The organism is Phocaeicola coprocola DSM 17136, from assembly GCF_000154845.1.
Classification (GTDB): Bacteria; Bacteroidota; Bacteroidia; order Bacteroidales; family Bacteroidaceae; genus Phocaeicola; species Phocaeicola coprocola.
In genome coordinates, this window is sequence record NZ_DS981470.1 from 42,997 (window position 1) to 65,299 (window position 22,303).

Consider the following 22,303-nt stretch of genomic DNA (forward strand, 5'->3'; position numbering starts at 1 on the left):
GCTGAGTTTGTATGTATTAGAATGTTAATTGCGCTCCTATTGTAAATGAACGGGTAAATGGGAAAATGTAACTGTCAATACCTGTATCCAGAGGACTGCTTCTTGAGAATTCAGGATCTGTTCCAGAATACTTCGTGATAGTAAACAGATTTTCACCGCTGATATAGAAACGTAATTTTTCGATATATGCCTTCTTCAGGATATTTGTCGGCAAGGTGTATCCGAGCTGAGCCTGACGCAAGCGGACAAAGTTTCCGTTTTCGAGGAAACGGTCAGATTCACGTGCGTTTCTGTTAGGATCGTTCAGCACGGCACGAGGCATGTCTGTATCCGTATTTGTCGGTGTCCATGCATCTAACACGCTGGTCAGCATTTGTCCCGGTGTCTGCATGCTTTCGTAGAAATATCGGTTACCGTTGAACAGCTTATGTCCCCATGCGCTTCCAAATAAAAGGCTCAGGTCAAATCCTTTATAACCTGCGGTCAGGTTCAGGTTGGCTTCTACTTTAGGAATACCGGTTCCACAATATTCACGGTCGTTTTCGTCCAATACTCCATCACCATTGATATCCTTGAAACGGATATCACCGGCTTTAGCATTAGGTTGAAGTCTTTCACCATTGGCATTTACATATGCAGCTGCTTCAGCATCACTCTGGAAAATACCGTCTGTGCGATATAAGTAGAAGGCACTGATAGGCTTACCTTCTGTTGCATAAGCAGGTGTATAGTCGGTTCCATATACCAGACCTGTACAGTAAAGGGCCTGACCTTTATCTGCAAGGCTGATTACTTCATTATGAGTTGTACTGAGGTTGAATCCGATGCCATATTCAAAGTCTTTAATGCGGTCGTTCCAGTTCAATTCTAATTCGAATCCTCTGTTTCTGATTTTGCCGACATTTAAAATCGGATTTTGATATCCGGCAGACGGAGAAAGTTTTTTGGTAATCAGCAAATCTTCAGTCTGGTTGATATAGTAGTTGATGCTACCAGTCAGACGGTTATTGAACATAGCGTAGTCGAATCCGATATTCTTGGTATCTGTTGTTTCCCATTTCAAGTCGTTACGCTCCATGTTCCATGCAACAGCACCTGCCCATGGGTTGCTTCCACTACCTTGTACGTAACCTCCGTAATAAGTATTGTAAGAAGATATCAATGCCTGGAAATCGTAATATCCTAATGCATTTTCATTACCCAGACGTCCCCAGCTGACGCGGAACTTCAAGTTATTGATAAATGTATTCTTCGGGAAGAATTTTTCTTCACTGATGCGCCAGCCTAATGCTATAGATGGGAAACATCCCCAACGGTTGTTCTTTCCGAATTTTGAAGAACCGTCGTAACGCATGGTTGCCTGAATCAGATAGCGATTGTCAAAGTTATAGTTGATACGTCCGAAGAAAGAGGCACGGTTATATTCGTATTTTGTTCCTTCTCCTGTATATGTACCACCTTTTCCTGCATCGATCGTGTCGAAACTAGGATCCAGGAATCCTGAAGGTTCGTTGGTGCTGACCAAATTACCGTTTTTATCTACTGTATATCTGGTTGCAAATCCTTCTACTGCAACACCATTTGAAGTATTTTTTGTAGAAGTGATAGAAGAACCTATCATGGCGTTCAGGCTGTGTTTGCCAAATTCCTTGTTGAAGTTTAAAATGTTGTCTATAGTCTGTTCTTCCCAATAATAAGTAGATTCACTGTTGTAAGGATATAAGTGTGTTTGCTGTGCATTTGAAATGTAATCAGGATAATGTAAAGTGTAACGGTAATGTTTACCACGATAAGCGTAGCTGGTTTTGAAATTCAACCATGAAGTGATTTTAATACCTAGAGAAACATTTGCGGTAGTGCTGAATGTTTTTTCTGTTTCATCCTGATAGTAATAGTCTGCCATCGGGTTATTGTTCGAAGGTAATCCCTGAGAGGCTGTCAGTCCGAAACCATATTTTTCATTTTCATCGTATACCGGAACAAGCGGTGAAATGTTGTAGACTTCTTTCAATGAATAAGTCGGCTGATGACTTTTTGTATAGCGGAAGCCTAAGTTAGCATCCAGATCAAAGATGTATTTACTCATGTGGAGTTTCATACGCGCATTATCCTGACGGAAATCGTTTCCGAGGAAGATACCTTTATCGTCAGCATGATTATATGATACAGAGTATTGAGCTGTTTCTCCACCTCCACGTACACTGAACATGTAGTTTTGTGAAAGACCGTTGCGCATCATTTCGTCTTGCCAGTTAGTGTCTACACCTGTGTCGGTTGTACAGTAAGCAGGAATTTCGTCTTCACGTCCTGCATTGATATACATTTGTTTGATAGTAGACTTATATTGTTCTGCGTTTAAGAACTCCATACGTTTGGCTACGGTAGTCATACTCAGATAAGTGTTGAAATCAATGTGTGTTTCACCTTTTTTACCGTTCTTGGTTGTGATAATGACTACACCGTTTGCTGCTACAGAACCATAGATGGCAGCTGCTGCACCGTCTTTCAGTACTTCCATAGATTGAATATCGACAGGGTTTACACTGTTGATATCACCGGGGAATCCATCAATAATGTAGAGAGGTTCATTATCGCCGAATGATTTGACACCACGAATCTTAACAGAAACTCCAGCTCCTGCATTACCTCCCGACTTCATGATATTGACTCCGGCAATCTTTCCCTGCAGCGCTTCTGCCGGATTGGTAGTCGTACGCTTAGTCAGTTCGTCAACATCTACTGATGAAATAGCTCCGGTCATGTCGCTTTTCTTCATTGTACCATAACCTACTACGACTACTTCGTCTAAAACTTCTGTATCTTCTTTAAGTGTAATTTTAAAATTGCGTTGATTGTTTACTGCGATTTCCTGAGTTTGGAAACCTACATAAGAAATAACAAGAGTACCTTTAGGAGACACGCTTAATTCAAAGTTACCATCCATGTCGGTGATGACTCCATTGGTTGTTCCTTTTTCTAATACGCTGGCACCGATAACTGTCATGCCTGATGCATCGAGTACCGTTCCTTTCACTTGGATTGCTTGTGCAAATCCTGACATCGGAATTGATAAAGCTAGCAGAAATATTAACTGCCATACTTTAGATACAACATCTTTTTTCATTTGTGTTTTTTGTTTATGTTAAGGTTAGTCAACTGATTTTTTCGATATCCAAATATATTCAAAATGCCATTGAAGTGAATATGTTTTGTTGTTACAAAGTATCTACATAAGGGATTTTTACGCTTGTTTTATGTCTACTCGTGTTATTCTAATGTATTGATTATTAATAATATATGCTTTACTTGTATATCTACAAAAGAGCATTTTGATATTGTCACGGAAAATAGTCGTAGAAACATCCTTTTTCTTGCTGTTCAGATTACTCTTCCTGTTGTTTTAATTTGTTTAAGAATGTAAAAATCCCGGCAATGGTTATTGTGTAACTATTGCCGGGATTTTTATCAGATAAGTTTATTTTGAGATTTACTTAGATAGACTGGATATAAGCGATAAGATCTTCTTCGGAGGATAAGCCTAATGCCTTACGCAGTCGATAACGATTCATGTTGATAGTCTTTGGTGTGTTTCCTGTTAGCATAGCTATTTCTTTGGTCGACAAATTGACACGTAATAGACTTGCCAAATGCTTTTCTCCCTGCGTCAAATTAGGATGGCGTTCGGTAAGGTGAGCAAGAAATTCTTTCATTTTTTCGTCTATTGTCTGTAGTGTCATGCTGTTGTTCTTGTTGGTGGCTTGATATTGGCTGATAAATGCATTGATCTTTTTTAGGTGAGGGATTAATTCTTGCTTTTCCATCCGATAACCTTGGCGCACCTGCTCTTGTATCTTGTCCAGAAGTTCATTACGACTTTGCAAGAATACAGCAAAGTTTGTTGTTTCTTGTTTGCTGGTTTCAAGTGCATGTTGTACATTTTCCAACTCTGCCTTTTGTTTTTGCATTTTGAGTTTGGCTATTTCATGTTCAGATTGTTCTATTCGGTATTGGGCATTAAGCAGCTGGATTTTCTTTTTACGTTTAAATCGCTGGTGTAGTAGAAAACCGATTATGGCCACTAATGCAGCAACAGTCAGAATTGTGACGATATTGCGTCGGAGTAATCTGATTTTATACTCTTGTTGCTGTAACTCTTCTTTTTGCTGTTGCGCCAGGAGCTTTTCCTGCGCAATGCGCTGTTCTACGGTGCGAAGTTTGTTTTCACTTTGTATTTCTTTACTTAAAGCATACAGTGAAGTTTGTTTTTCATAAGCAGTCCGATAGTCACCTATGGCACTATATACTAATGCCGAATATTCGTAATTGTCACATATAACTCCTTTGGCTCCTATATTTAAGGCCAGTTGATAGGCTTTCTCTAGTGCAGCAATAGCTTGTGGATATTTATGAGCATAATAATAAAGTTTTCCTAGATTATTATAGTTTTCTCCCAATGACCATGTCGCATTCAGGTGTTTGTTGATAATGATTGCTTCATTTATCCATTCCAGCTGTTCTTCTATATTACCTTCGAACAAACATAAATTGTTTAGATTACTGGCTATGCTTTTAAGATTCTTTGAGGATCGGTTAATGGCCAATGCTTGTTTTAAGAAACGTTCCGCTTGTTGAAATTCATTAATATAGGTATGTATGATACCACGGTTGTTATAGCATAAAGCTAAATTAAGGGAATCGTTTTCCGTTTTAAACAGTGAAATGGCTTTATCGCTTAGATTGATTGCTTTAGTATAATCTCCCAAGTTGCAGTATCCTACACTCATTAAATTATAGATATGCCCTTTCAAGTCATTCTCATTTTTGGAAACTAATGCGTCTGCTTCGTATAAAGCTTGAATACATCCGTCGAAATCTCCAAGTAATTTTTCAGCTTGTGCATAAATATAGAGTGCTTGTGATTGTTGAGAAGATGAGGTTGCCATTGCTCGTGCCTTTGTTGCATAATATGCCGCTTGTTGCGGATTCGTATACAATTCTTTCTCAGCCTTGTCTAAGAAACTGTTGACATCAGTATCTGTTGTCTGGGCATGGATGAATTGGGGGAGAAAAAGGAACAATAATCCTATTATATAAAAGCTGATGTTTTTCATTTTTGTTTTTTGATTTTTACAAAGTTATAAAAACTCTTATAATCATAAAAAAAAGATATGAAAAACAGAATATTAACAATCATAGTAGATAAGTTATTGATAACTTAGAAATAAAATAGATACGTAATTCCTTCAAAAAGCCGTACCTTTGCACCCCGAAAATAAAACGACGTATATGTTATTGCCTTATTTGCATAAAGACCTGATTGAAGCCGGATGTGATGAAGCCGGACGTGGTTGTCTGGCTGGAGCCGTGTATGCGGCAGCAGTAATCCTGCCTTCCGATTATGAGAACCAGCAGCTGAACGATTCCAAAAAGCTTACAGAGCATCAGCGATATGCACTTCGGGAAGTGATAGAAAGGGATGCAATAGCATGGGCTGTAGGGGTAGTGACACCTCAGGAAATTGATAAAATAAACATTCTGAATGCTTCTTTTCTGGCAATGCATCGTGCGATAGACCAGTTGAAGGTACGTCCGCAACATTTGCTGATTGACGGAAACCGATTCAATAAATACGAGGATCTTCCTCACACGACTGTAGTTAAGGGAGATGGTAAGTATCTGTCGATTGCGGCTGCTTCTATTTTGGCAAAAACTTATCGTGACGACTATATGAACCGGCTTGCAGAAGAGTATCCTTTATATGACTGGCAGAAGAATAAAGGTTATCCGACAAAAAAGCATCGGGAAGCAATTGCCCGTTATGGGACCACTCCTTACCACCGGATGACATATAATTTACTGGGAGACGGACAACTCTCCTTCGATTTTTAAAAAGAGAAACGGTTATATTAACCAGTATTTATTAACAGCCTGTTGAAAACTCTGAAGTTATCAACAGGCTGTTAATAATTTGTAGTGATGTAATAGAGGTGAAACACCTTTGTCGTCCTATATTAAACGTACTGTCGTATATTCTTAAAATGGTTTCCGTTATTTTGCCCAAACAATAAATCAGATGTAAGTATATGAAAAAAATGTATAGACAATGGTTGGGTATAGCGGCTCTGCTTTGCCACATTACGATGCAAGCTGCCGGAAATAAGGCGGTGGTAACAGGTACTGTGAAAGATACTCAAGGCAATCCGATTGCAGGAGTCGTTGTAACAGATGGAAAGCATGTGACAGCTACTGATAGACAAGGTATATATATGTTGGATACTGATCCGTTCCGTCAGCCAATGGTTTATATTTCTACTCCTGCTGATTATGTTCTTCCCGAGAAGGAAGGAGTGGCTGATGGCTTTTATCACTATCAGGATACTTCAAAAGTGGGGAATCGTTGTGATTTTATTCTTCAGAAACGTAGTAAACAGACCGATGATTTTGTATTTATTCCTATTTCAGATCCTCAGGCTAAAAATGAAGCACAGTTGGATAGATTCCGTAAAGAAACCGTTCCCGATTTGATTCATACTGCCGATTCTCTGAAATCTTTAGAAGTTGTAGGTATGGGATTGGGCGATCTGGTATGGGATGCTATGGATTTGTATGCTCCTTACCGGAAAATTGTATCCAACTTGGGATTGACTATGTTTCAGGTTATGGGTAACCATGATTTCAATTTACTGTATTCGGATATGGAACGTACGGCAGATCCTGGAAACGGATATGGAGAGAAGAACTATTATGAGATATTCGGGCCAACAAATTATTCTTTCAATATAGGTAAGGTACACGTCATAGCAATGAAGAGTACAGATTACGAAGGAAAGAAAAAGTATGTAGAACGTTTTACCGAAGAGCAGCTTGAATGGTTGAAAAAAGATTTAAGTTATGTACCAGAAGGAACAACTGTCTTTTTGAATATTCATGCTCCGGTAGCGAATACAACGGTAAAAGGGGGCGACAATGTGCGTAATGCCAATGCATTGTTCCGTATTTTACGGCCTTATAAGGTTCATATCTTTTCGGGTCATACACATTTTTATGAAAACTCGCTTCCGGCTGCCGGTATATATGAGCATAACATCGGGGCAGCTTGTGGAGCCTGGTGGGCAGGTGATGTGAATCGTTGCGGTGCTCCTAATGGTTATCTGGTGGTGACGGTCAAAGGGAATGATGTGAAATGGCGTTATAAGGCAACCGGACGTCCGGCTGACTACCAGTTCCGTGTATATAAGCCTGGCGAATTTGAAACTCAGAAACAATATGTTGTTGCCAATATTTGGGATTGGGATATAGCCTATACTGTAAACTGGTATGAAGACGGAGTGCTGAAAGGTGCCATGCAGCAATTCGATGACGAAGACCAGGACTATCTGACAATGAAGAAGGGCAAGCGTACTGGCTATCATACCCGTCATTTATTCCGGGCATGTCCTTCTAAACAAGCAAAAAAAATAAAAATTGAAGTAAAGAATCGATTTGGTGAAATCTTTATACAGGAAGTAGAATTGTAGAAATACCTGTTTTTTATTTTGATTATTCCCCCTCTCAGTCTGTGTGAAGATAGAAAGGGGGATTTGTTTTTATTGACGGTTCTGTTTATCAGGGGATATATTCAGTTGGGATGATACATAAAAAGAGTGAAAACTTATGCTTAATACGAGGGATATTTTGTATTTTTGCATGTTGTAAAGCATACACTCGATATATCAACTTTTAAACAAAATAATATTATGGCTAAGAAAGCTCTTTTAATGATTCTTGATGGTTGGGGATGTGGCGACCACAAGAAAGATGATGTGATCTTTAACACTCCTACTCCGTATTGGGACAGTTTGCTGGCAGAATATCCTCATTCACAGTTGCAGGCTAGCGGTGAAAATGTTGGTTTGCCTGATGGCCAGATGGGTAACTCTGAAGTAGGTCACTTGAACATCGGTGCAGGACGTATCGTTTATCAGGACTTGGTGAAGATCAATCGTGCTTGTGCCGACGGTAGCATCATGCAAAACAAAGAAGTTGTTTCAGCCTTCTCATATGCTAAGGAACATGGAAAGAATATCCATTTCATGGGATTGACTTCAAATGGTGGTGTACACTCTTCATTGGATCACTTGTTCAAATTGTGCGACATTGCTAAAGAATACGGACTGGAAAATACATTTATCCACTGCTTCATGGATGGTCGTGATACAGACCCGAAGAGTGGTAAAGGATTTATCGAAGAACTGACAGCTCATTGTGCACAGTCTGCTGGTAAGATTGCTTCTATTGTTGGTCGTTTCTATGCAATGGACCGTGACAAACGTTGGGAACGTGTAAAAGAAGCTTACAGCCTGTTGGTAAACGGTATTGGAAAGAAAGCTACTGATATGGTTCAGGCTATGCAGGAATCTTACGACGAAGGTGTAACTGATGAATTTATCAAACCTATCGTTAATGCAAACTTCGATGGTACTATCAAGGAAGGTGATGTAGTTATCTTCTTCAACTATCGTAACGACCGTGCAAAGGAATTGACTATTGTATTGACTCAGCAGGATATGCCTGAAGCAGGTATGAAGACTATTCCGGGATTGCAGTATTACTGTATGACTCCGTATGATGCATCTTTCAAGGGTGTTCATATCCTGTTCGATAAGGAAAATGTACAGAATACATTGGGCGAATATCTGGCTGCCAATGGAAAGACTCAGCTTCACATTGCTGAAACAGAAAAATATGCTCACGTAACATTCTTCTTCAACGGTGGACGTGAAACTCCGTACGATAACGAAGATCGTATCTTGGTTCCGAGCCCGAAAGTTGCTACTTACGACTTGAAACCTGAAATGAGTGCTTACGAAGTGAAAGATAAACTGGTTGAAGCTATCAATACTCAGAAGTACGATTTCATCGTAGTAAACTATGCTAACGGTGATATGGTAGGACATACTGGTATTTATGAAGCTATCGAAAAAGCTGTAAAAGCTATTGACGACTGCGTGAAAGATACTGTAGAAGCTGCCAAAGCTAATGATTATGAAGTTATCATCATTGCTGACCACGGTAATGCAGACCATGCACTGAATGAAGATGGAACTCCAAATACAGCACACTCTTTGAATCCGGTTCCGTTTGTTTATGTAACTGCAAACAAGGATGCTAAAGTAGAAAACGGTGTACTTGCTGATGTTGCTCCTTCTATTCTGCACATCATGGGAATGCCTCAGCCTGCTGAAATGTCAGGTAAAGATTTGATTAAGTAATAAAATACTTTTTTATATCAAAAGGGAATAATCTCACTGGATTATTCCCTTTTTTTGATTGATACATCTATATGTTCTTTTCTCAGCTCAGGTCTTCAGAGCCTTTTTTCGTGTCTGTTTTCTTTGTTGTACGACAAAACTCCTTGCAATAATCTTTTGTGATACAATAAAATTCCATAATTTTATACTTTGAAAATAGGAGCAATTGTTTTTCCTGTTATATTGATATTGCCAGTTTTGATAGCTTTATGATTTTAGTAATTAACAGGTTGCTCCAATCTTAAATCGAACTTATATAAATATGCTATGACGAATCGACAATTGAATTTTGAGAATATTCATAGAGTAGAAAATCTTACATACGAATCTCTGGAAAAGAAATACATCAACGTACAGGTCGTAGGAACTGTATTGACGTATATCGGTATGATGCTTCTTGTGCTGTTCATCCTTTTGGTAGAAAAATTATCCTATCGTACTTTCATTGTTGCCGGTATGGAAGGTTTGCTGCTTTGTTCAGCTATTATCAATCTGATTCTTCTACCCAAGGCATATGCCTATAAAGGGTTTGCTTTCCGTGAGCACGATATCACCTACCGGTCCGGCCTCTTTTTCCCTACTATTGTGACGATTCCTTTGTGTAAGGTACAGCAAGTGAGTATACAGCAGAATCCTATCAGCAAGATTTTCGGTCTGTATTCGATAGCTATAGTCAACGGAGCACAGTTTGAGGCTGAAACAGTTATCCCGGGACTGACGAAAGCGAGAGCAGACGAAATGAAAACAATCATAATGGAGTACATACAACATGGAACGATCTGACTTCTCTGTACCGCGCAGAATGAGTAAGAGTGCCTTTATCATCCTGTTGGTAAAGGAATTATTGAGTTATGCCGGTCCATTTCTTATTTGGGCTATTATCAAGCTGTTCAATTCCGGCAGGCAGCGTTCCCTTATGGAAACAATGGAGATGTTGTTGTTTCTGTTTATCTGTTATCTGGTATTCTCTGTAGTGACGGCATTTATCAGTTATTACTACAAGAAGTATTATATTAAAAACGGAAATCTGATTTTTATTTACGGATTTCTTAAGAAAGAAACAGTCATACCGTTGCAAAAAATACAGTCGTTGAGAACCCGACGAGGCTTTATGTACCGTCTGCTCGATATGAAAGGTGTTTCGTTCGATACACTTGCGTCCAAAGCAGCGGAAGTAGAACTCATTTTGGATTATAAGGACTGGGACGCCCTGATTGAAAGGATCGAACAGCAGGAACAAATGCCGGAGGAGGATAAACAGCCGACGGAAGAGAATTGTGTAATCCGAGAAGCAAAGCCTGTTGCTAATAAATACACGCTGAAACTGAGTAATCTGAATCTGATAAAAGGGGCCTTCTGTCAGAATCATTTCCGGGGAATGATTGTGTTGCTGGGTATTCTGTTTACATTTTACGATAAAGTACTTTCGGCAAGCGATAGAATATTGAATCTCTTCATCGATTATGTCAATGAACATGCCGATTATGCTTCTTTGTCGGTAACGGTATTTGTCATATGCATTATCGTATTATATCTTGTCATAATGATATTGTGGATTGTGAACGTATTTATGCAGTATTACAATATGGAGGTACAGATAGACAAAGCTCAGTTATCTTTCGAGAGTGGTTTGTTTACTCGTTTCAGCAGTCGGTTTTCGTACGATAAGGTTTGTACAGTTTACGTAAAACAAAATATTATAGAAAAATGCCTGGGCTGTTGTACGATTATGCTGAAGCAAGCCTTCAATGCAACCCAAAAAGATAATGAGAGTGATGTGAAAATATACGGATCGAACACTTCCGAACATTTTCTGAACTGGTGGCTAGGCAAAGATTATGTGTCTTCGCAGAGTATAATATCTGCGAAATCCGGTAAAGGGGTTATAGGGTATACTGTCAGGTTTGATATTCCTGTTTCGCTGATTGTCTGTATCGTATTATGTTATTACGAATTATACTCATGGCTGGCAGTACCTGTGGTATATATGCTCATATCTTTAGTAAAAGGAATTCTGGCCGCTTGCAGAAGCAGCATCATCTTAAAAGAGGATTATCTTGAAATAAACAACGGTAAGTTGGCCGATATCAGAAACTACATTAAATATACGAATGTTGAGTTTGTAAGTCTTAAACAAACGCCATTCACTCCTTTCTTTCACCGGGTAAATCTTATTATTTCTACAAATGGAACTTCATTCAAAGTGAGAAGTCTGAAAGAGGCAGAAGCAAGAGATGTGTATGAGCTTCTGATAAGTAATAGTGTGGAACAAGAAAAGAGTAATAGGAACTTGAAATGATAAATAAGGCGAGTCTGATATAAAATCAGGAAACTGTAAGTAGATTCTTACTGACAGATCTTGCATTTTATACCAGACTCACTTTAATATTAGCAAATACCTTTTATTCTGTCTTCAAAGGCAGAAAGGGCAGCCTTAGCTCCTTCACCCATCGATATGATAATTTGTTTATATGCTACGTCGGACACGTCGCCGGCTGCATAAACACCTGGTATGGCTGTACGACAATTTCTGTCGGTTAAGATTTCTCCCATGCGGTTGGTATCCAGCTCTCCGGCGAAAGGCTGGCTGTTTGCTGCGAGCCCGATTTGAACAAAAACACCATCAAGCGGTAATATGCTTTCTGTTTCATCCAGGCGGTTCTTGATGCGCAACGCAGTCATAGCCTCTCCGTTGCCTTGTACTTCGAGGGTCTGTATCGAAGTAGAAACCTCGACATTCTCCAGTGAACGTAATTTATCCTGCAACACTTGGTCGGCCTTCAGTGTATCCATAAATTCCAGCACGGTCACTTTTGCACAGATACCTGCCAAATCGATAGCCGCTTCTACTCCGGAATTTCCTCCACCGATTACGGCTACATGTTTTCCTTTGTAGAAAGGACCGTCGCAATGCGGACAGAAGGCTACTCCACGACCGATATATTCGCTTTCTCCCGGCACATTCAGTTTACGCCAGGAAGCTCCGGTAGCGATAATTAGAGCGGGTGCAAGAAATTTTTCTCCACCTTTAACGGTCAATTGCTTATCACTGCCCTGCAAGGAGAATGATTCTATCTGGCGGTTGTCACATATTGTGATGTTTTCATAATGCGACAGATGGGTCCGTAAATCGGAAGATAGGTTTTTTCCAGTGGTGTAAGGAATGGAAGTTACGTTTTCGATTCCTACTGTTTCGTTTACCTGACCTCCTATGCGTCCGGCAACCAGTCCGACCTTCAGCCCTTTTCGTGCTGAATAAATGGCAGCAGAAACACCGGCGGGACCCCCTCCTGCTACCAATACATCAAAGTGTCGCTCTTCTGTTGTAGGTTGAGAAGAAGAGTCAGTTCCCATTTTACTTTCCAGCTTATCCAGCAGTTCTCCCAGGTTACTGCGTCCTACATGTATGGATTCTCCATTCAACCAGACAGAAGGAACTGCCTGAATCTTGAGTTGTTGAACCTCATTTTCATGTAATGCCCCGTCTACGATACGGTGTGAGAGCCGAGGGTTAAGCAGTGTCATTACATTGATCGCTTGTACTACGTCCGGACAGTTTGTACAAGAAAGTGACATATAAGTTGTTACCGTAGCATTTCCTTGCAGACATTCAATTCTCCGTCGGGTAGCATCGTCGGGAAGATTTTTCCCTTTGCCATCAGCATTCAGCACTGCGAGCAGCAGTGAACTGAATTCATGTCCGTTGGGCACTGCCTGAAAACAGATACGCAAGTCTTCTCCATTTCTTAAAATCCGGAACTCCAGTCCTTCGCTTTCGCGGACGGTACACGATATTTTATCCGAACACGATGCTGTATCTTCGAGTAACTCAATCAGTTCATTGCGGCTCTCATGCTGAGGATGTACTGCAATGTCGAATACATAGTCAGCTTCCAGTCCGGCAAAAATCTGTCTTAGTTGTTCTTTAACGCTGTATCCAACATAAACAGTCCTCCCTTTCATTATCAGATTTTACCTACCAGATCGATGCTTGGCTTCAATGTTTCCTTACCTTTTTTCCACTTAGCAGGACATACCTCACCGTCGTGAGAAGCTACAAACTGAGCTGCTTCTACCTTTCTCAATAGTTCATCAGCATTTCGTCCGATACTGTTGTCCTGTATTTCTACTAGTTTGATAAGGCCTTCCGGATTCACAACAAATGTACCTCTGTATGCCATTCCATCTTCTTCAATCATTACTCCAAATGCACGTGATAAAGCTCCTGTCGGATCGGCAAGCATCGGATACTGTATTTTACGGATACTTTCGGATGCATCATGCCATGCCTTATGTACAAAGTGTGAATCGGTACTTACAGAATAAACTTCCACACCCATTGCTTTAAACTGTTCGTATTTCTCTGCCATATCTACCAGCTCGGTCGGGCAAACAAAGGTAAAATCGGCAGGATAGAAAAAGAAAATAGCCCATTTACCTTTGATGTCTTCGTTTGATACTGTAATGAACTGACCATTGTGAAAAGCCTGTACCTTAAATTCAGGTACTCTAGAGTTGATAATTGTAGTCATAATTTATATGTTTTTAGTTGATTATTTTTAAATTTGTAATTATTACAATACAAAGGTACGCTTCTCTTACCGTACGGGCAATACCTACTTTTAGGTATATTTCTTTGTTGAAAAATCTTGGTTGTGACTGTTATAATTCTGCTATTTGCTTCTTTACCATACTTTTTTGTAATTTTGCAGCATTAATGACTAACCGATATAGATAAAAAGAAAATGGTACAGATAGATGATGTAATAGTCAGTTTGGATGTATTTCGTGAGAAGTTTGTTTGTAATCTCGATGCCTGTAAGGGAGAGTGCTGCATTGAAGGAGATGCTGGTGCTCCTGTAGAGCTGGAAGAAGTAGAAAAGCTGGAAGAGGTACTTCCTGTTATATGGGACGAACTTTCTCCGGAAGCTCGTGCGGTAATCGATAAGCAGGGAGTCGTCTATACCGATTCGGAGGGAGATCTGGTTACTTCTATCGTGAATGGCAAAGACTGTGTGTTTACTTGTTACGATGATAAAGGCTATTGTTATTGTGCAATAGAGAAAGCCTATCGTGAAGGCCGCTGTAATTTTTACAAGCCAGTATCGTGTCATTTATATCCTATTCGTGTAGGCGATTACGGACCTTATAAGGCAGTGAATTATCATCGCTGGGATGTATGCAAGGCTGCGGTTTTATTGGGAAAGAAAGAAAATGTACCGGTTTACAAGTTCTTGAAAGAACCATTGATAAGAAAATTTGGCGAAGCATGGTATGCCGAATTGGAGAATGTCGCTGAAGAATTGGAAAAGCAGCATATCATTTAATCGGATATAAACAAGGTGTAAGAATATTGGAGTGATACGTCCTATTTTCTTACACCTTGTTTATATATAAAGAAGTTGGAAAGCTATTTCAGCTTAAATCTTACTTTTTTTACAGGTCTGAGGTAGTATTTTACAGTTCTTCCTGCATCTATTATACGATTGTTGGCAAAGCTGAAAGTAGACTGTGCATTGTTGCATAAGTAACGTGCTCCGTCGCTATATTTAAAGAATGCAAGTCCGTATTCACTGATAAATTCATTCAGTTCACTGACCGATCCCTGAAATTGGTTCCGGAACGCTGTAGCTTCTTCCGTTGTAAACATTCTCCATCCTTCTATGCCGTCTTCTGAATAAGTATCCAGCAAATCCAGAGCATCTGCGGCCAATGTATACCATTGTTCCGGGGCGATGATGATAGCTTCCGCTTCGGTAGAGGAAATACTGGTAGTCTGCCAGACATAAAAATATCCCCATATACTATCTGCACCAGGCATTTCGGATACGATGAATGTGTCATATTCCGTGTCATTGTCACCAGAACTGTCTTCTCCTCCGGTATTTCCCGAATTGCCGTCATTTGTCCCTTCATCATTACCGTCATCTTCTCCCTCATCGGGTAAAATCTCATCGAAGCCGAATTCACAGTCTATTTCCGGTTGCCATCCTTCCGCCTGAAATTCTCCGTCGAGTGTTACTCCGCCTTTATAGTTTCCCGTGAAATGATATGGATAGCCAGCCTTCAGTGTTGCCTGATATGTATAGCCGTAAGCTTCATTTCCTTGTGAAGACTGAAGATTGATAGACAGATGAGTCTGCGAACTTTCGTTAGGGAACACATACGTTGCATCGCTGACCCATTGGCTTCCTTCTTTCCGGCAGGGAATAACACATTGTTGTTTGTCGTTTTTATAATCTCCGTTGAATGAAACAGCAGAGCTTACCGGTGAGACCTTTACTTCGGTAGCTGTTACATCTTGAGGAATACCGTTGAGGGTGAAATTGAGTGAGGCTACTGCATACGAAAGAATGACTGTAATTCGAGTTGATTGAGTGAGGTTTACACTGGCTTTTCCTATTTGCAGAGGCTCTTCCGAGCAGTTGTCTGTCTTGAGACTGATATAACTGTCGGGAATAATCTCCAGCGGATACGAATGATCATTCTCGTTGAGGCCAGATAGCAGGATGAGTGTATACTTTCCTTTAGATATGGAAGAACTGAATTCACTTTCTTCTGTAGGAATCGTTTCACGTACTACACAGTTGTTTTCGTCGTCGAACAGAAAAAGTGAGAGTGGATAATTGATTTTTGCATTGTTACGGCTAGTCACATTTAGCTGTAAGGTGTACCGTGCTTCCGTCTGTTCATCCTGAACTGTTTCATTTTCTTCCGATTCTAGTTTGTATTCTCCACAGGCACATAGCAGGAAGAAGCAGCTTGTCAATAAAATACTTTTTGTTAATTTCATGAGTCCCTTCTACTGTTTTTTTCTTTTAGTAACGCTGCTTTTTGAAAAAGTATACGTTTCATTAAAAACTTCTTGAAAAGGTTCTGAAAAAAACATTATCGAGAGGACCGTAAAATTTGTACAAAAAATAAAAAAACATGCTGATGTTTTCCGGAAAATATCAGCATATTTTTTCGAAGACATCAGCATGTTTTTCGAGACTATCAGAATGATCTGATAATGAGGAACTAATCTTGTTTTTGTACCTCCTCCATTACTCTCAGGAAGTTGCCTCCCCAAATCAATCGGAGATCGTTCTCGCTGTAACGTTCGTATAACATACGGCGTGTCAGATTGATCAGTTCCGAAGAATCATTACAACCGATAATTCCCCCGTCGCCGTCGAAGTCGGTTCCGATGCCTACATGCTCTATGCCCATGATGTTGACCATATGATGCAGATGTTCGATTGCATCGCAGATTGTAGCAGGAGCATCTGTACGCAAGAAGCCACTATACAGACAAACTTGTACGACACCTCCTTTACGGGCAATAGCTTTCAGCTGCTCATCCGTCAGATTTCGTGGGTGGTCACATAATGCACGGCTCGAAGAGTGTGAACATACCACTGGCTTGCTGCTTATGTCCAGTGTATCGTAGAAGGTCTGTTCTCCCGCATGCGAGAGATCCACCATCATACCAATGCGGTTCATCTCCCGGATAACCTGTTCGCCGAAAGGAGTTACTCCGATGTATTCGTCATTATATCGTGCCGAACCGCAGATATCATTATTTCCGTTGTGGCAAAGTGTCATGTAAACAACTCCCCGGTTGCGGAAGCGTTCTACATTCGTCAAATCTTTTCCGATAGCATATCCATTTTCTATTCCTAGCATAATGGCCTTTTTCCCTTCTCGTTTCAGACGGTATAGATCGGCTGGAGTGTAAGCAATATCTACTGCGGTGCAGTTCATCGCTACCATACGCTCTATTTCGTTCAGCAACTGGTCGGCTTTGGCTGTAGCGGCAAGTAAGGCTTCGTCAGTACGTTCTTTTTGTGCCAGATAAGCAACCATGATAGTAGCATCCTGCCGTCCTTCGGTCATTTTGTGTAGATCGACTTTTATTTTGGCATCTCGTGTAGCAAAATTAATGTCTTGTCCGAAAAACATCGGCGTGTCACAGTGAGTGTCCAGAGTCAGTATACGGCGATGCATCTGCTTGGCTGTACGGAAGGAAGTTGCTTCTTGCAATAACCATTCGAACAGTGGCATCATGTATTCATCACCATTCAGAATGAAACACTCCGGATGCCATTGTACGCCCAGCATCGATTTGTATTCAGTACTTTCTATGGCTTCTGCTACCTGATCGGCAGCTCGTGCTGAAATACGGAATCCCGGAGCAGCTTCGTTTATTGCCTGATGATGGAATGAATTGACCGGCAGCGAAGTTGTTTTCATGATTCGTGCCAGCAGACTATCATGTTCTATTTGTATGGTGTGTGAGGCGAAAGCTCTGTCCATATCCTGGCTGTGCTTGATACGCTTGCCCTCCATCTGTACATGAATGTCCTGATAGATACTTCCGCCAAGTGCTACGTTCATGACTTGCATTCCACGGCAAATGCCTAGTATCGGAATCTGGCGGTTGGCTGCAAGTCGCGTAAGAAGTAGTTCCTGACGATCGCGGAAAGGATTGATGTTGTGTAATTCTTTTACTGGCTCTTCTTTCAGGAATAAGGGATTTATATCTGCTCCTCCTGTCAGTAGAAGGCCGTCTAAACTATCGAGAAGGCTTATCAGAATGTCAGTATTTTCGAAAGGGGGAATAATGAAAGGAGTACCTCCCGCTTTCAGAATGGAAGTATAATATCCGGGAGCAAGTGTTAAATTTCCTTCACTGAAATTCCCGGTAATTCCTATTACAGGTGCATCTTTATGGTTGGGAAATCGGTTATGGAGCGCATCGTATTCCGCTTCGATGTCAAATGTTTGAAACGTTTTCATAAGTTAAATATTTCGTAGAAACCAAGCAAATATAGAGATAAATTCAGATTTATTTTTCATATTTGCTAAAAATCTAATGGTATGGAATTGATTAGAACCCTAACTCAGCTGGTGAATAATTTGCGTTCGCTTGGTATCCGTCGGCGGGTTGCTGTGGTATGTCCCAATGACCCTCATACAGAATATGTCATTATCCGTAGTTTAAGGGAGGAAATAGCCGAATATCTGCTGGTGACCGATGAAGCTCATGTTGAAATCGCTCATAACTTGCGTGCTGCCTCTCCCGATTTTGTCCGTGTTTATATAACTTCCACTCCCGATGAAGCAGCTGCGCTTGCTGTAGAACTGGTGCGTACGGGAGAGGCTGATATCCTGATGAAAGGACTTATTAATACAGACAATCTGCTGCGTGCAGTGTTGAAAAAGGAGAAGGGATTGTTACCTCCGGGAGGGGTGTTGAGCCATGTTGCCGTGGCACAGATTCCACTGTATCATAAATTACTGCTCTTTTCTGATGCGGCTGTCATTCCTCGTCCGGGACTGTTACAGTTTCGTGCAATGATAGAAAACGATGTTGCCATATGCCGTAAGCTAGGCAATGACCAGCCTCGTGTGGCGTTAATACATTGCTCTGAAAAAGTCAATGAAAAATTTCCGCATACGTTGGACTATATACAGTTGAAAGAAGAAGCTCAGTTAGGCCGATTCGGTTCTGTCTTTGTAGACGGACCTATGGATGCCAAGACTGCCTGCGACCGTCATAGTGGTGAGATAAAAGGATTAAGTTCGCCGGTCATCGGGAATGCCGATATTATGATTTTTCCGAATATCGAGTCGGGCAATACTTTTTATAAAACACTGTCACTTTTTGGTGATGCGAACATGGCAGGCATGCTTACAGGGACAATAGCTCCGGTAGTTGTACCTTCGCGGAGCGACTCGGGAAATTCTAAATTTTATAGTCTTGCATTGGCATGCATGGCTGGTAATCAAAACGATTAATATTGATATTATATGAAAATACTAGTGATCAACCCCGGTTCTACTTCTACCAAACTGGCTGTTTACGAGGATAATGAACAGGTCTGGAGAAAAAGTGTATTTCATTCTGCAAAAGACTTGTCGGTTTTTCATCATATTAATGAGCAATATGAATATCGTCGCTTGCATGTTACAGAAGCTTTGCGGGAGGCTGGAATTCCCTTGTGCTTCGATGCTATCATTGCCCGCGGGGGATTACTGAAGCCTACTCCCGGTGGGGTATATCGGATAAATGAGCGTATCAAGCACGATTTGTGGCATGCTGATATGGAACACGCTTCCAATCTGGCAGCTCTGATAGCAGATGAACTGGCTGCTTCGGCAGGATGTCCTGCTTTTATTGCAGATCCGGTAGTCACCGACGAACTGTGTGATGTAGCCAGGCTGACCGGTATTCCGGAGATTCCTCGTATCTCTATTTTCCATGCGTTGAACAGTCGGGCGGTTTCTCGTAATTATGCAGCCCGGATTGGCAAAAAATACGAGGAGCTTAATCTGATAGTTGTACATCTGGGAGGAGGAATCTCTGTCAGTGCGCATCATTACGGAAAAGTGATTGACGTAAATAATGCGCTGAACGGGGAAGGACCTTTCAGCCCGGAACGTGCAGGTACAATTCCGGCCAGGCAACTGGTAGATTTGTGCTTCAGCGGCAAATATACTTATCAGGAAATTCGTAAAATGCTGAATGGCAGAGGAGGCTTGTTGGCTCATCTGGGTACAACCGACGTACCTACTATTGTACGATGGGCAAATGCCGGCGATAAAAAACATAAACTGGTGCTGGAGTCTATGATTTATACAGTAGCCAAGCAGGTAGGAGCGATGCATGTTGCCTTACACGGACAGACAGATGCTGTTATTCTGACCGGAGGAATCGCCAACAACAAATATTGTGTAGCTTTACTTCGTGAATGGCTGGAAGGCATTGCTCGTATTGTAGTTATTCCTGGTGAGGATGAGATGGGAGCTTTGGCCATGAATGCACTTGGAGCATTGAGAGGAGAACTGCCTTTGCAGGAATATAACCCGCATTGATCGGGAACAATAAAGATATAATAAAAATCACAGATTCCATTGGTCCGTTAATGCAAGTATTAATTAAACCAATGGAATCTGTGATTATAAAATAGTTTTCTGATGCAGAATTTCAAGATCGGGATTCGTATTCATGTTTACGTTTAGGGTTCATGGGAAACCATCCCTTCAGCACCCGTTCTCGCTGCTCGAATATTTCTTTGATGGTCCAGAAAGAAGAAAAAGAGAATACGCCCAGTAATGTCGATATCAATATGTCACCGATAAGTACCGAACCAATGATACCTGCAATGCCTAGCAGCAGGAACCACCACCAGCAACGTGTTCCCCAATAGTATTCGGCTTTAACTACAATAGGATGAAACAGTCCTATTATTAGAAAAGTACATATGCCTATTACTATTCCTTCAAAATGGAGAGTTGCAAGCCAGTCCATCCTTATTTTTCTTTGCGGATAGGAATTTCCTTCTTAATGCTCTGCTCGAGTGAAATCAGGGTTTCCGTTGCAGTCACACCGGGAATTTCCTGAATTCTGGAGTTCAGCAATTCCATCAGATGCTCGTTATCTGTTGAATATAGCTTAGTCAGCATTGTGTACGGACCGGTAGTAAAATGGCATTCTACAATTTCAGGAATTTTTTCGAGTTCGGCTACTACGCTTTTGTACATGGAACCTTTTTCCAGCTTGATTCCTACATATGTACAAGTGCTATATCCCAGGCTTTTGGGATTTACGTGGTAACCCGAACCAATGATAACTCCCAAGTCGATCAATCGCTGTACACGTTGATGAATGGCTGCACGTGAAACACCGCAGTCGGCAGCAACGTCTTTAAACGGAATACGAGCATTCTGCGAAATAATTTCCAGAATCTGTTTGTCTAGGTTATCAATTTTTTCCATAATAAGCAATCTATATTATCATTTTGTAAGCAAATATAGGAAAACTTTTTTATAAGTCTTATAAAAGCCGATAAAAAACATGTTTTTTTTACAGAAAAGAACAGAAAATATTAGCTATTCGTCTACTTCTGCTTTGATTTCGCCTATTTTTCGTCTTCTTTCGAAGGAAAAAGTATCACTATGTGTATCCAGGTATTCCATCGTATACAGTGCCTTACGGTATAGTTCTTTTTTCTCTTTGGCAGAGCTTTTTATGGAAGCGTCATAACATAGCAGTTCGGAGAGCATCTCTATCCGTTGAAGGAATTCCTGCTTGGGAAATTCCGTTTGGAGGTAATGAAGGATGAATTCGGCATCTTGTTCGTAAAAAAAACTTTCAGGCTGGTGAAAATAGGCACGATACATGCTATGGATTTCCAGCTGAAGAGTTGATGATTGTTTTTCGGCTTTCTCTTCTTTTAATTTTTCCAAAGCTTCGAAAAACTGTCTGATTAACCGCATAATGTAATCTCGTTCCAACATGATTCTCTCTTTTTATAATTTGACTGGCAAATATAGATAGTTTTTTGACAGCTTTTTACTTTTGCAGACGGATGTTTATCACTCCTTTCTCAGGTGAATACCTTACTTATATATTTTTTTGTGTTAACTTCCCCTGTTGTGTTTTCATTTATCCTATCTTTGTAGAGTTAAATATTATAAATCTTTTAAGATATGCACCCGCTGGATTTGTTTAAATATTGTCCCAAGTGCGGATCCTCTCATTTCGAGATAAGAAATGAGAAAGCAAAAAAATGTGCCGACTGCGGTTTTACTTATTATTTTAATTCAAGTGCCGCTACGGTTGCTTTTATTTTGAATGCTGGAAATGAGCTTTTGGTATGCCGGAGAGGAAAAGAGCCGGCAAAGGGAACACTCGACCTTTCGGGAGGTTTTATCGATATGGCAGAAACTGGAGAGGAGGGTGTTGCACGTGAAGTTCGTGAAGAAACCGGTTTACAGGTTGTAGAGGCAACTTATTTGTTTTCGCTTCCTAATACCTATTTGTATTCTGGTTTTCTGGTACATACCCTCGATTTGTTTTTTCTATGCCGGGTGGCAGATGATAGCAAATTGCTGGCAATGGATGATGTGGCCGATTCGTTTTGGATGCCTTTGGATCAGGTTCGTCCGGAAGAATTTGGACTGGATTCGGTCCGTCAGGGTGTTGCTCGTTTTTTAGAAGAGCATAAAAAGAAATAAGAATAATA

The 22,303-nt window shown here is 40.7% G+C and carries 18 protein-coding genes; 9 read left to right on the forward strand and 9 right to left on the reverse strand.

Annotation, left to right across the window (positions count from 1 at the left end):
* Positions 1–16 precede the first annotated feature (16 nt).
* Positions 17–3,124, reverse strand: a complete 3,108-nt coding sequence (locus BACCOP_RS08450) for a SusC/RagA family TonB-linked outer membrane protein (RefSeq protein WP_007568252.1) — start codon at positions 3,122–3,124, stop codon at positions 17–19.
* 367 nt (positions 3,125–3,491) lie between these two features.
* Positions 3,492–5,111 carry a tetratricopeptide repeat protein gene (locus BACCOP_RS08455; RefSeq protein ID WP_007568254.1) on the reverse strand — a complete coding sequence of 540 codons (1,620 nt, stop codon included), beginning with the start codon at positions 5,109–5,111 and terminating at the stop codon, positions 3,492–3,494.
* Positions 5,112–5,286: 175 nt separating this feature from the next.
* On the opposite strand from BACCOP_RS08455, the gene BACCOP_RS08460 reads away from it, so the two are divergent.
* The 5 genes from BACCOP_RS08460 to BACCOP_RS08480 all read left to right on the forward strand — a co-directional run bounded on the left by BACCOP_RS08460 (position 5,287) and on the right by BACCOP_RS08480 (position 11,589).
* Positions 5,287–5,889 (forward strand): ribonuclease HII, encoded by a 603-nt coding sequence (locus tag BACCOP_RS08460; protein ID WP_007568256.1) that lies wholly within the window; start codon positions 5,287–5,289, stop codon positions 5,887–5,889.
* Between the two features lie 194 nt (positions 5,890–6,083).
* Positions 6,084–7,517 carry a calcineurin-like phosphoesterase C-terminal domain-containing protein gene (locus BACCOP_RS08465; protein ID WP_007568258.1) on the forward strand — a complete coding sequence of 478 codons (1,434 nt, stop codon included), beginning with the start codon at positions 6,084–6,086 and terminating at the stop codon, positions 7,515–7,517.
* 219 nt (positions 7,518–7,736) lie between these two features.
* Positions 7,737–9,251, forward strand: a complete 1,515-nt coding sequence (gene gpmI, locus BACCOP_RS08470; protein WP_007568260.1) for a 2,3-bisphosphoglycerate-independent phosphoglycerate mutase — start codon at positions 7,737–7,739, stop codon at positions 9,249–9,251.
* Positions 9,252–9,557: 306 nt separating this feature from the next.
* The gene (locus tag BACCOP_RS08475; RefSeq protein WP_007568263.1) at positions 9,558–10,073 is read left to right on the forward strand and encodes a PH domain-containing protein; all 516 of its coding nucleotides are present in this window, start codon (positions 9,558–9,560) and stop codon (positions 10,071–10,073) included.
* Positions 10,060–11,589 carry a PH domain-containing protein gene (locus BACCOP_RS08480; RefSeq protein WP_050756961.1) on the forward strand — a complete coding sequence of 510 codons (1,530 nt, stop codon included), beginning with the start codon at positions 10,060–10,062 and terminating at the stop codon, positions 11,587–11,589. The genes BACCOP_RS08475 and BACCOP_RS08480 overlap by 14 nt, the downstream gene beginning before the upstream one ends.
* An 89-nt stretch (positions 11,590–11,678) precedes the next feature.
* Here BACCOP_RS08480 and ahpF read toward each other — a convergent pair whose 3' ends face one another.
* Positions 11,679–13,253, reverse strand: coding sequence for an alkyl hydroperoxide reductase subunit F (gene ahpF / locus BACCOP_RS08485; protein WP_007568268.1), 1,575 nt, complete (start codon positions 13,251–13,253; stop codon positions 11,679–11,681).
* A gap of 2 nt (positions 13,254–13,255) precedes the next feature.
* On the reverse strand, positions 13,256–13,822 hold the full coding sequence (gene ahpC / locus BACCOP_RS08490) for an alkyl hydroperoxide reductase subunit C (protein ID WP_007568270.1): 567 nt from the start codon (positions 13,820–13,822) through the stop codon (positions 13,256–13,258).
* A 213-nt stretch (positions 13,823–14,035) separates the two neighbouring features.
* Here ahpC and BACCOP_RS08495 point away from each other — a divergent pair, with 213 nt between their 5' ends.
* Positions 14,036–14,617: a DUF3109 family protein gene (locus BACCOP_RS08495; RefSeq protein WP_007568272.1), complete on the forward strand. Its 582-nt coding sequence runs from the start codon at positions 14,036–14,038 to the stop codon at positions 14,615–14,617.
* Positions 14,618–14,700: 83 nt separating this feature from the next.
* On the opposite strand, the gene BACCOP_RS08500 is transcribed toward BACCOP_RS08495, so the two are convergent.
* A complete protein-coding gene (locus BACCOP_RS08500) occupies positions 14,701–16,083 on the reverse strand; it encodes a FimB/Mfa2 family fimbrial subunit (protein ID WP_007568274.1) in 1,383 nt (460 codons plus the stop codon).
* Positions 16,084–16,310: 227 nt separating this feature from the next.
* Positions 16,311–18,071 carry a gamma-glutamyl-gamma-aminobutyrate hydrolase family protein gene (locus BACCOP_RS08510; protein WP_007568278.1) on the reverse strand — a complete coding sequence of 587 codons (1,761 nt, stop codon included), beginning with the start codon at positions 18,069–18,071 and terminating at the stop codon, positions 16,311–16,313.
* Positions 18,072–18,152: 81 nt separating this feature from the next.
* Here BACCOP_RS08510 and BACCOP_RS08515 point away from each other — a divergent pair, with 81 nt between their 5' ends.
* A complete protein-coding gene (locus BACCOP_RS08515) occupies positions 18,153–19,073 on the forward strand; it encodes a phosphate acyltransferase (RefSeq protein WP_007568280.1) in 921 nt (306 codons plus the stop codon).
* Positions 19,074–19,085: 12 nt separating this feature from the next.
* Entirely contained in the window at positions 19,086–20,150 is a 1,065-nt protein-coding gene (gene buk / locus BACCOP_RS08520) for a butyrate kinase (protein ID WP_007568283.1), read from the forward strand.
* Between the two features lie 112 nt (positions 20,151–20,262).
* On the opposite strand, the gene BACCOP_RS08525 is transcribed toward buk, so the two are convergent.
* The 3 genes from BACCOP_RS08525 to BACCOP_RS08535 all read right to left on the reverse strand — a co-directional run bounded on the left by BACCOP_RS08525 (position 20,263) and on the right by BACCOP_RS08535 (position 21,575).
* Positions 20,263–20,586 (reverse strand): DUF4491 family protein, encoded by a 324-nt coding sequence (locus BACCOP_RS08525; RefSeq protein WP_007568284.1) that lies wholly within the window; start codon positions 20,584–20,586, stop codon positions 20,263–20,265.
* 2 nt (positions 20,587–20,588) lie between these two features.
* On the reverse strand, positions 20,589–21,053 hold the full coding sequence (locus BACCOP_RS08530; protein WP_007568285.1) for an Lrp/AsnC family transcriptional regulator: 465 nt from the start codon (positions 21,051–21,053) through the stop codon (positions 20,589–20,591).
* 114 nt (positions 21,054–21,167) lie between these two features.
* On the reverse strand, positions 21,168–21,575 hold the full coding sequence (locus BACCOP_RS08535; RefSeq protein WP_007568286.1) for a hypothetical protein: 408 nt from the start codon (positions 21,573–21,575) through the stop codon (positions 21,168–21,170).
* Between the two features lie 192 nt (positions 21,576–21,767).
* Between BACCOP_RS08535 and BACCOP_RS08540 the strand changes: the two genes are divergently transcribed.
* Complete coding sequence (locus tag BACCOP_RS08540; protein WP_007568287.1) at positions 21,768–22,295, forward strand: NUDIX hydrolase; 528 nt, start codon at positions 21,768–21,770, stop codon at positions 22,293–22,295.
* The last annotated feature ends 8 nt before the right edge of the window (positions 22,296–22,303 follow it).

What these genes read in the sequence shown, in the direction of transcription:
- BACCOP_RS08450 (WP_007568252.1), bottom strand. Translation starts at nt 3,124, where the DNA reads ATGAAAAAAGATGTTGTATCTAAAGTATGGCAGTTAATATTTCTGCTA.
- BACCOP_RS08455 (WP_007568254.1), bottom strand. Translation starts at nt 5,111, where the DNA reads ATGAAAAACATCAGCTTTTATATAATAGGATTATTGTTCCTTTTTCTC.
- BACCOP_RS08460 (WP_007568256.1), top strand. Translation starts at nt 5,287, where the DNA reads ATGTTATTGCCTTATTTGCATAAAGACCTGATTGAAGCCGGATGTGAT.
- BACCOP_RS08465 (WP_007568258.1), top strand. Translation starts at nt 6,084, where the DNA reads ATGAAAAAAATGTATAGACAATGGTTGGGTATAGCGGCTCTGCTTTGC.
- gpmI (WP_007568260.1), top strand. Translation starts at nt 7,737, where the DNA reads ATGGCTAAGAAAGCTCTTTTAATGATTCTTGATGGTTGGGGATGTGGC.
- BACCOP_RS08475 (WP_007568263.1), top strand. Translation starts at nt 9,558, where the DNA reads ATGACGAATCGACAATTGAATTTTGAGAATATTCATAGAGTAGAAAAT.
- BACCOP_RS08480 (WP_050756961.1), top strand. Translation starts at nt 10,060, where the DNA reads ATGGAACGATCTGACTTCTCTGTACCGCGCAGAATGAGTAAGAGTGCC.
- ahpF (WP_007568268.1), bottom strand. Translation starts at nt 13,253, where the DNA reads ATGAAAGGGAGGACTGTTTATGTTGGATACAGCGTTAAAGAACAACTA.
- ahpC (WP_007568270.1), bottom strand. Translation starts at nt 13,822, where the DNA reads ATGACTACAATTATCAACTCTAGAGTACCTGAATTTAAGGTACAGGCT.
- BACCOP_RS08495 (WP_007568272.1), top strand. Translation starts at nt 14,036, where the DNA reads ATGGTACAGATAGATGATGTAATAGTCAGTTTGGATGTATTTCGTGAG.
- BACCOP_RS08500 (WP_007568274.1), bottom strand. Translation starts at nt 16,083, where the DNA reads ATGAAATTAACAAAAAGTATTTTATTGACAAGCTGCTTCTTCCTGCTA.
- BACCOP_RS08510 (WP_007568278.1), bottom strand. Translation starts at nt 18,071, where the DNA reads ATGAAAACGTTTCAAACATTTGACATCGAAGCGGAATACGATGCGCTC.
- BACCOP_RS08515 (WP_007568280.1), top strand. Translation starts at nt 18,153, where the DNA reads ATGGAATTGATTAGAACCCTAACTCAGCTGGTGAATAATTTGCGTTCG.
- buk (WP_007568283.1), top strand. Translation starts at nt 19,086, where the DNA reads ATGAAAATACTAGTGATCAACCCCGGTTCTACTTCTACCAAACTGGCT.
- BACCOP_RS08525 (WP_007568284.1), bottom strand. Translation starts at nt 20,586, where the DNA reads ATGGACTGGCTTGCAACTCTCCATTTTGAAGGAATAGTAATAGGCATA.
- BACCOP_RS08530 (WP_007568285.1), bottom strand. Translation starts at nt 21,053, where the DNA reads ATGGAAAAAATTGATAACCTAGACAAACAGATTCTGGAAATTATTTCG.
- BACCOP_RS08535 (WP_007568286.1), bottom strand. Translation starts at nt 21,575, where the DNA reads ATGTTGGAACGAGATTACATTATGCGGTTAATCAGACAGTTTTTCGAA.
- BACCOP_RS08540 (WP_007568287.1), top strand. Translation starts at nt 21,768, where the DNA reads ATGCACCCGCTGGATTTGTTTAAATATTGTCCCAAGTGCGGATCCTCT.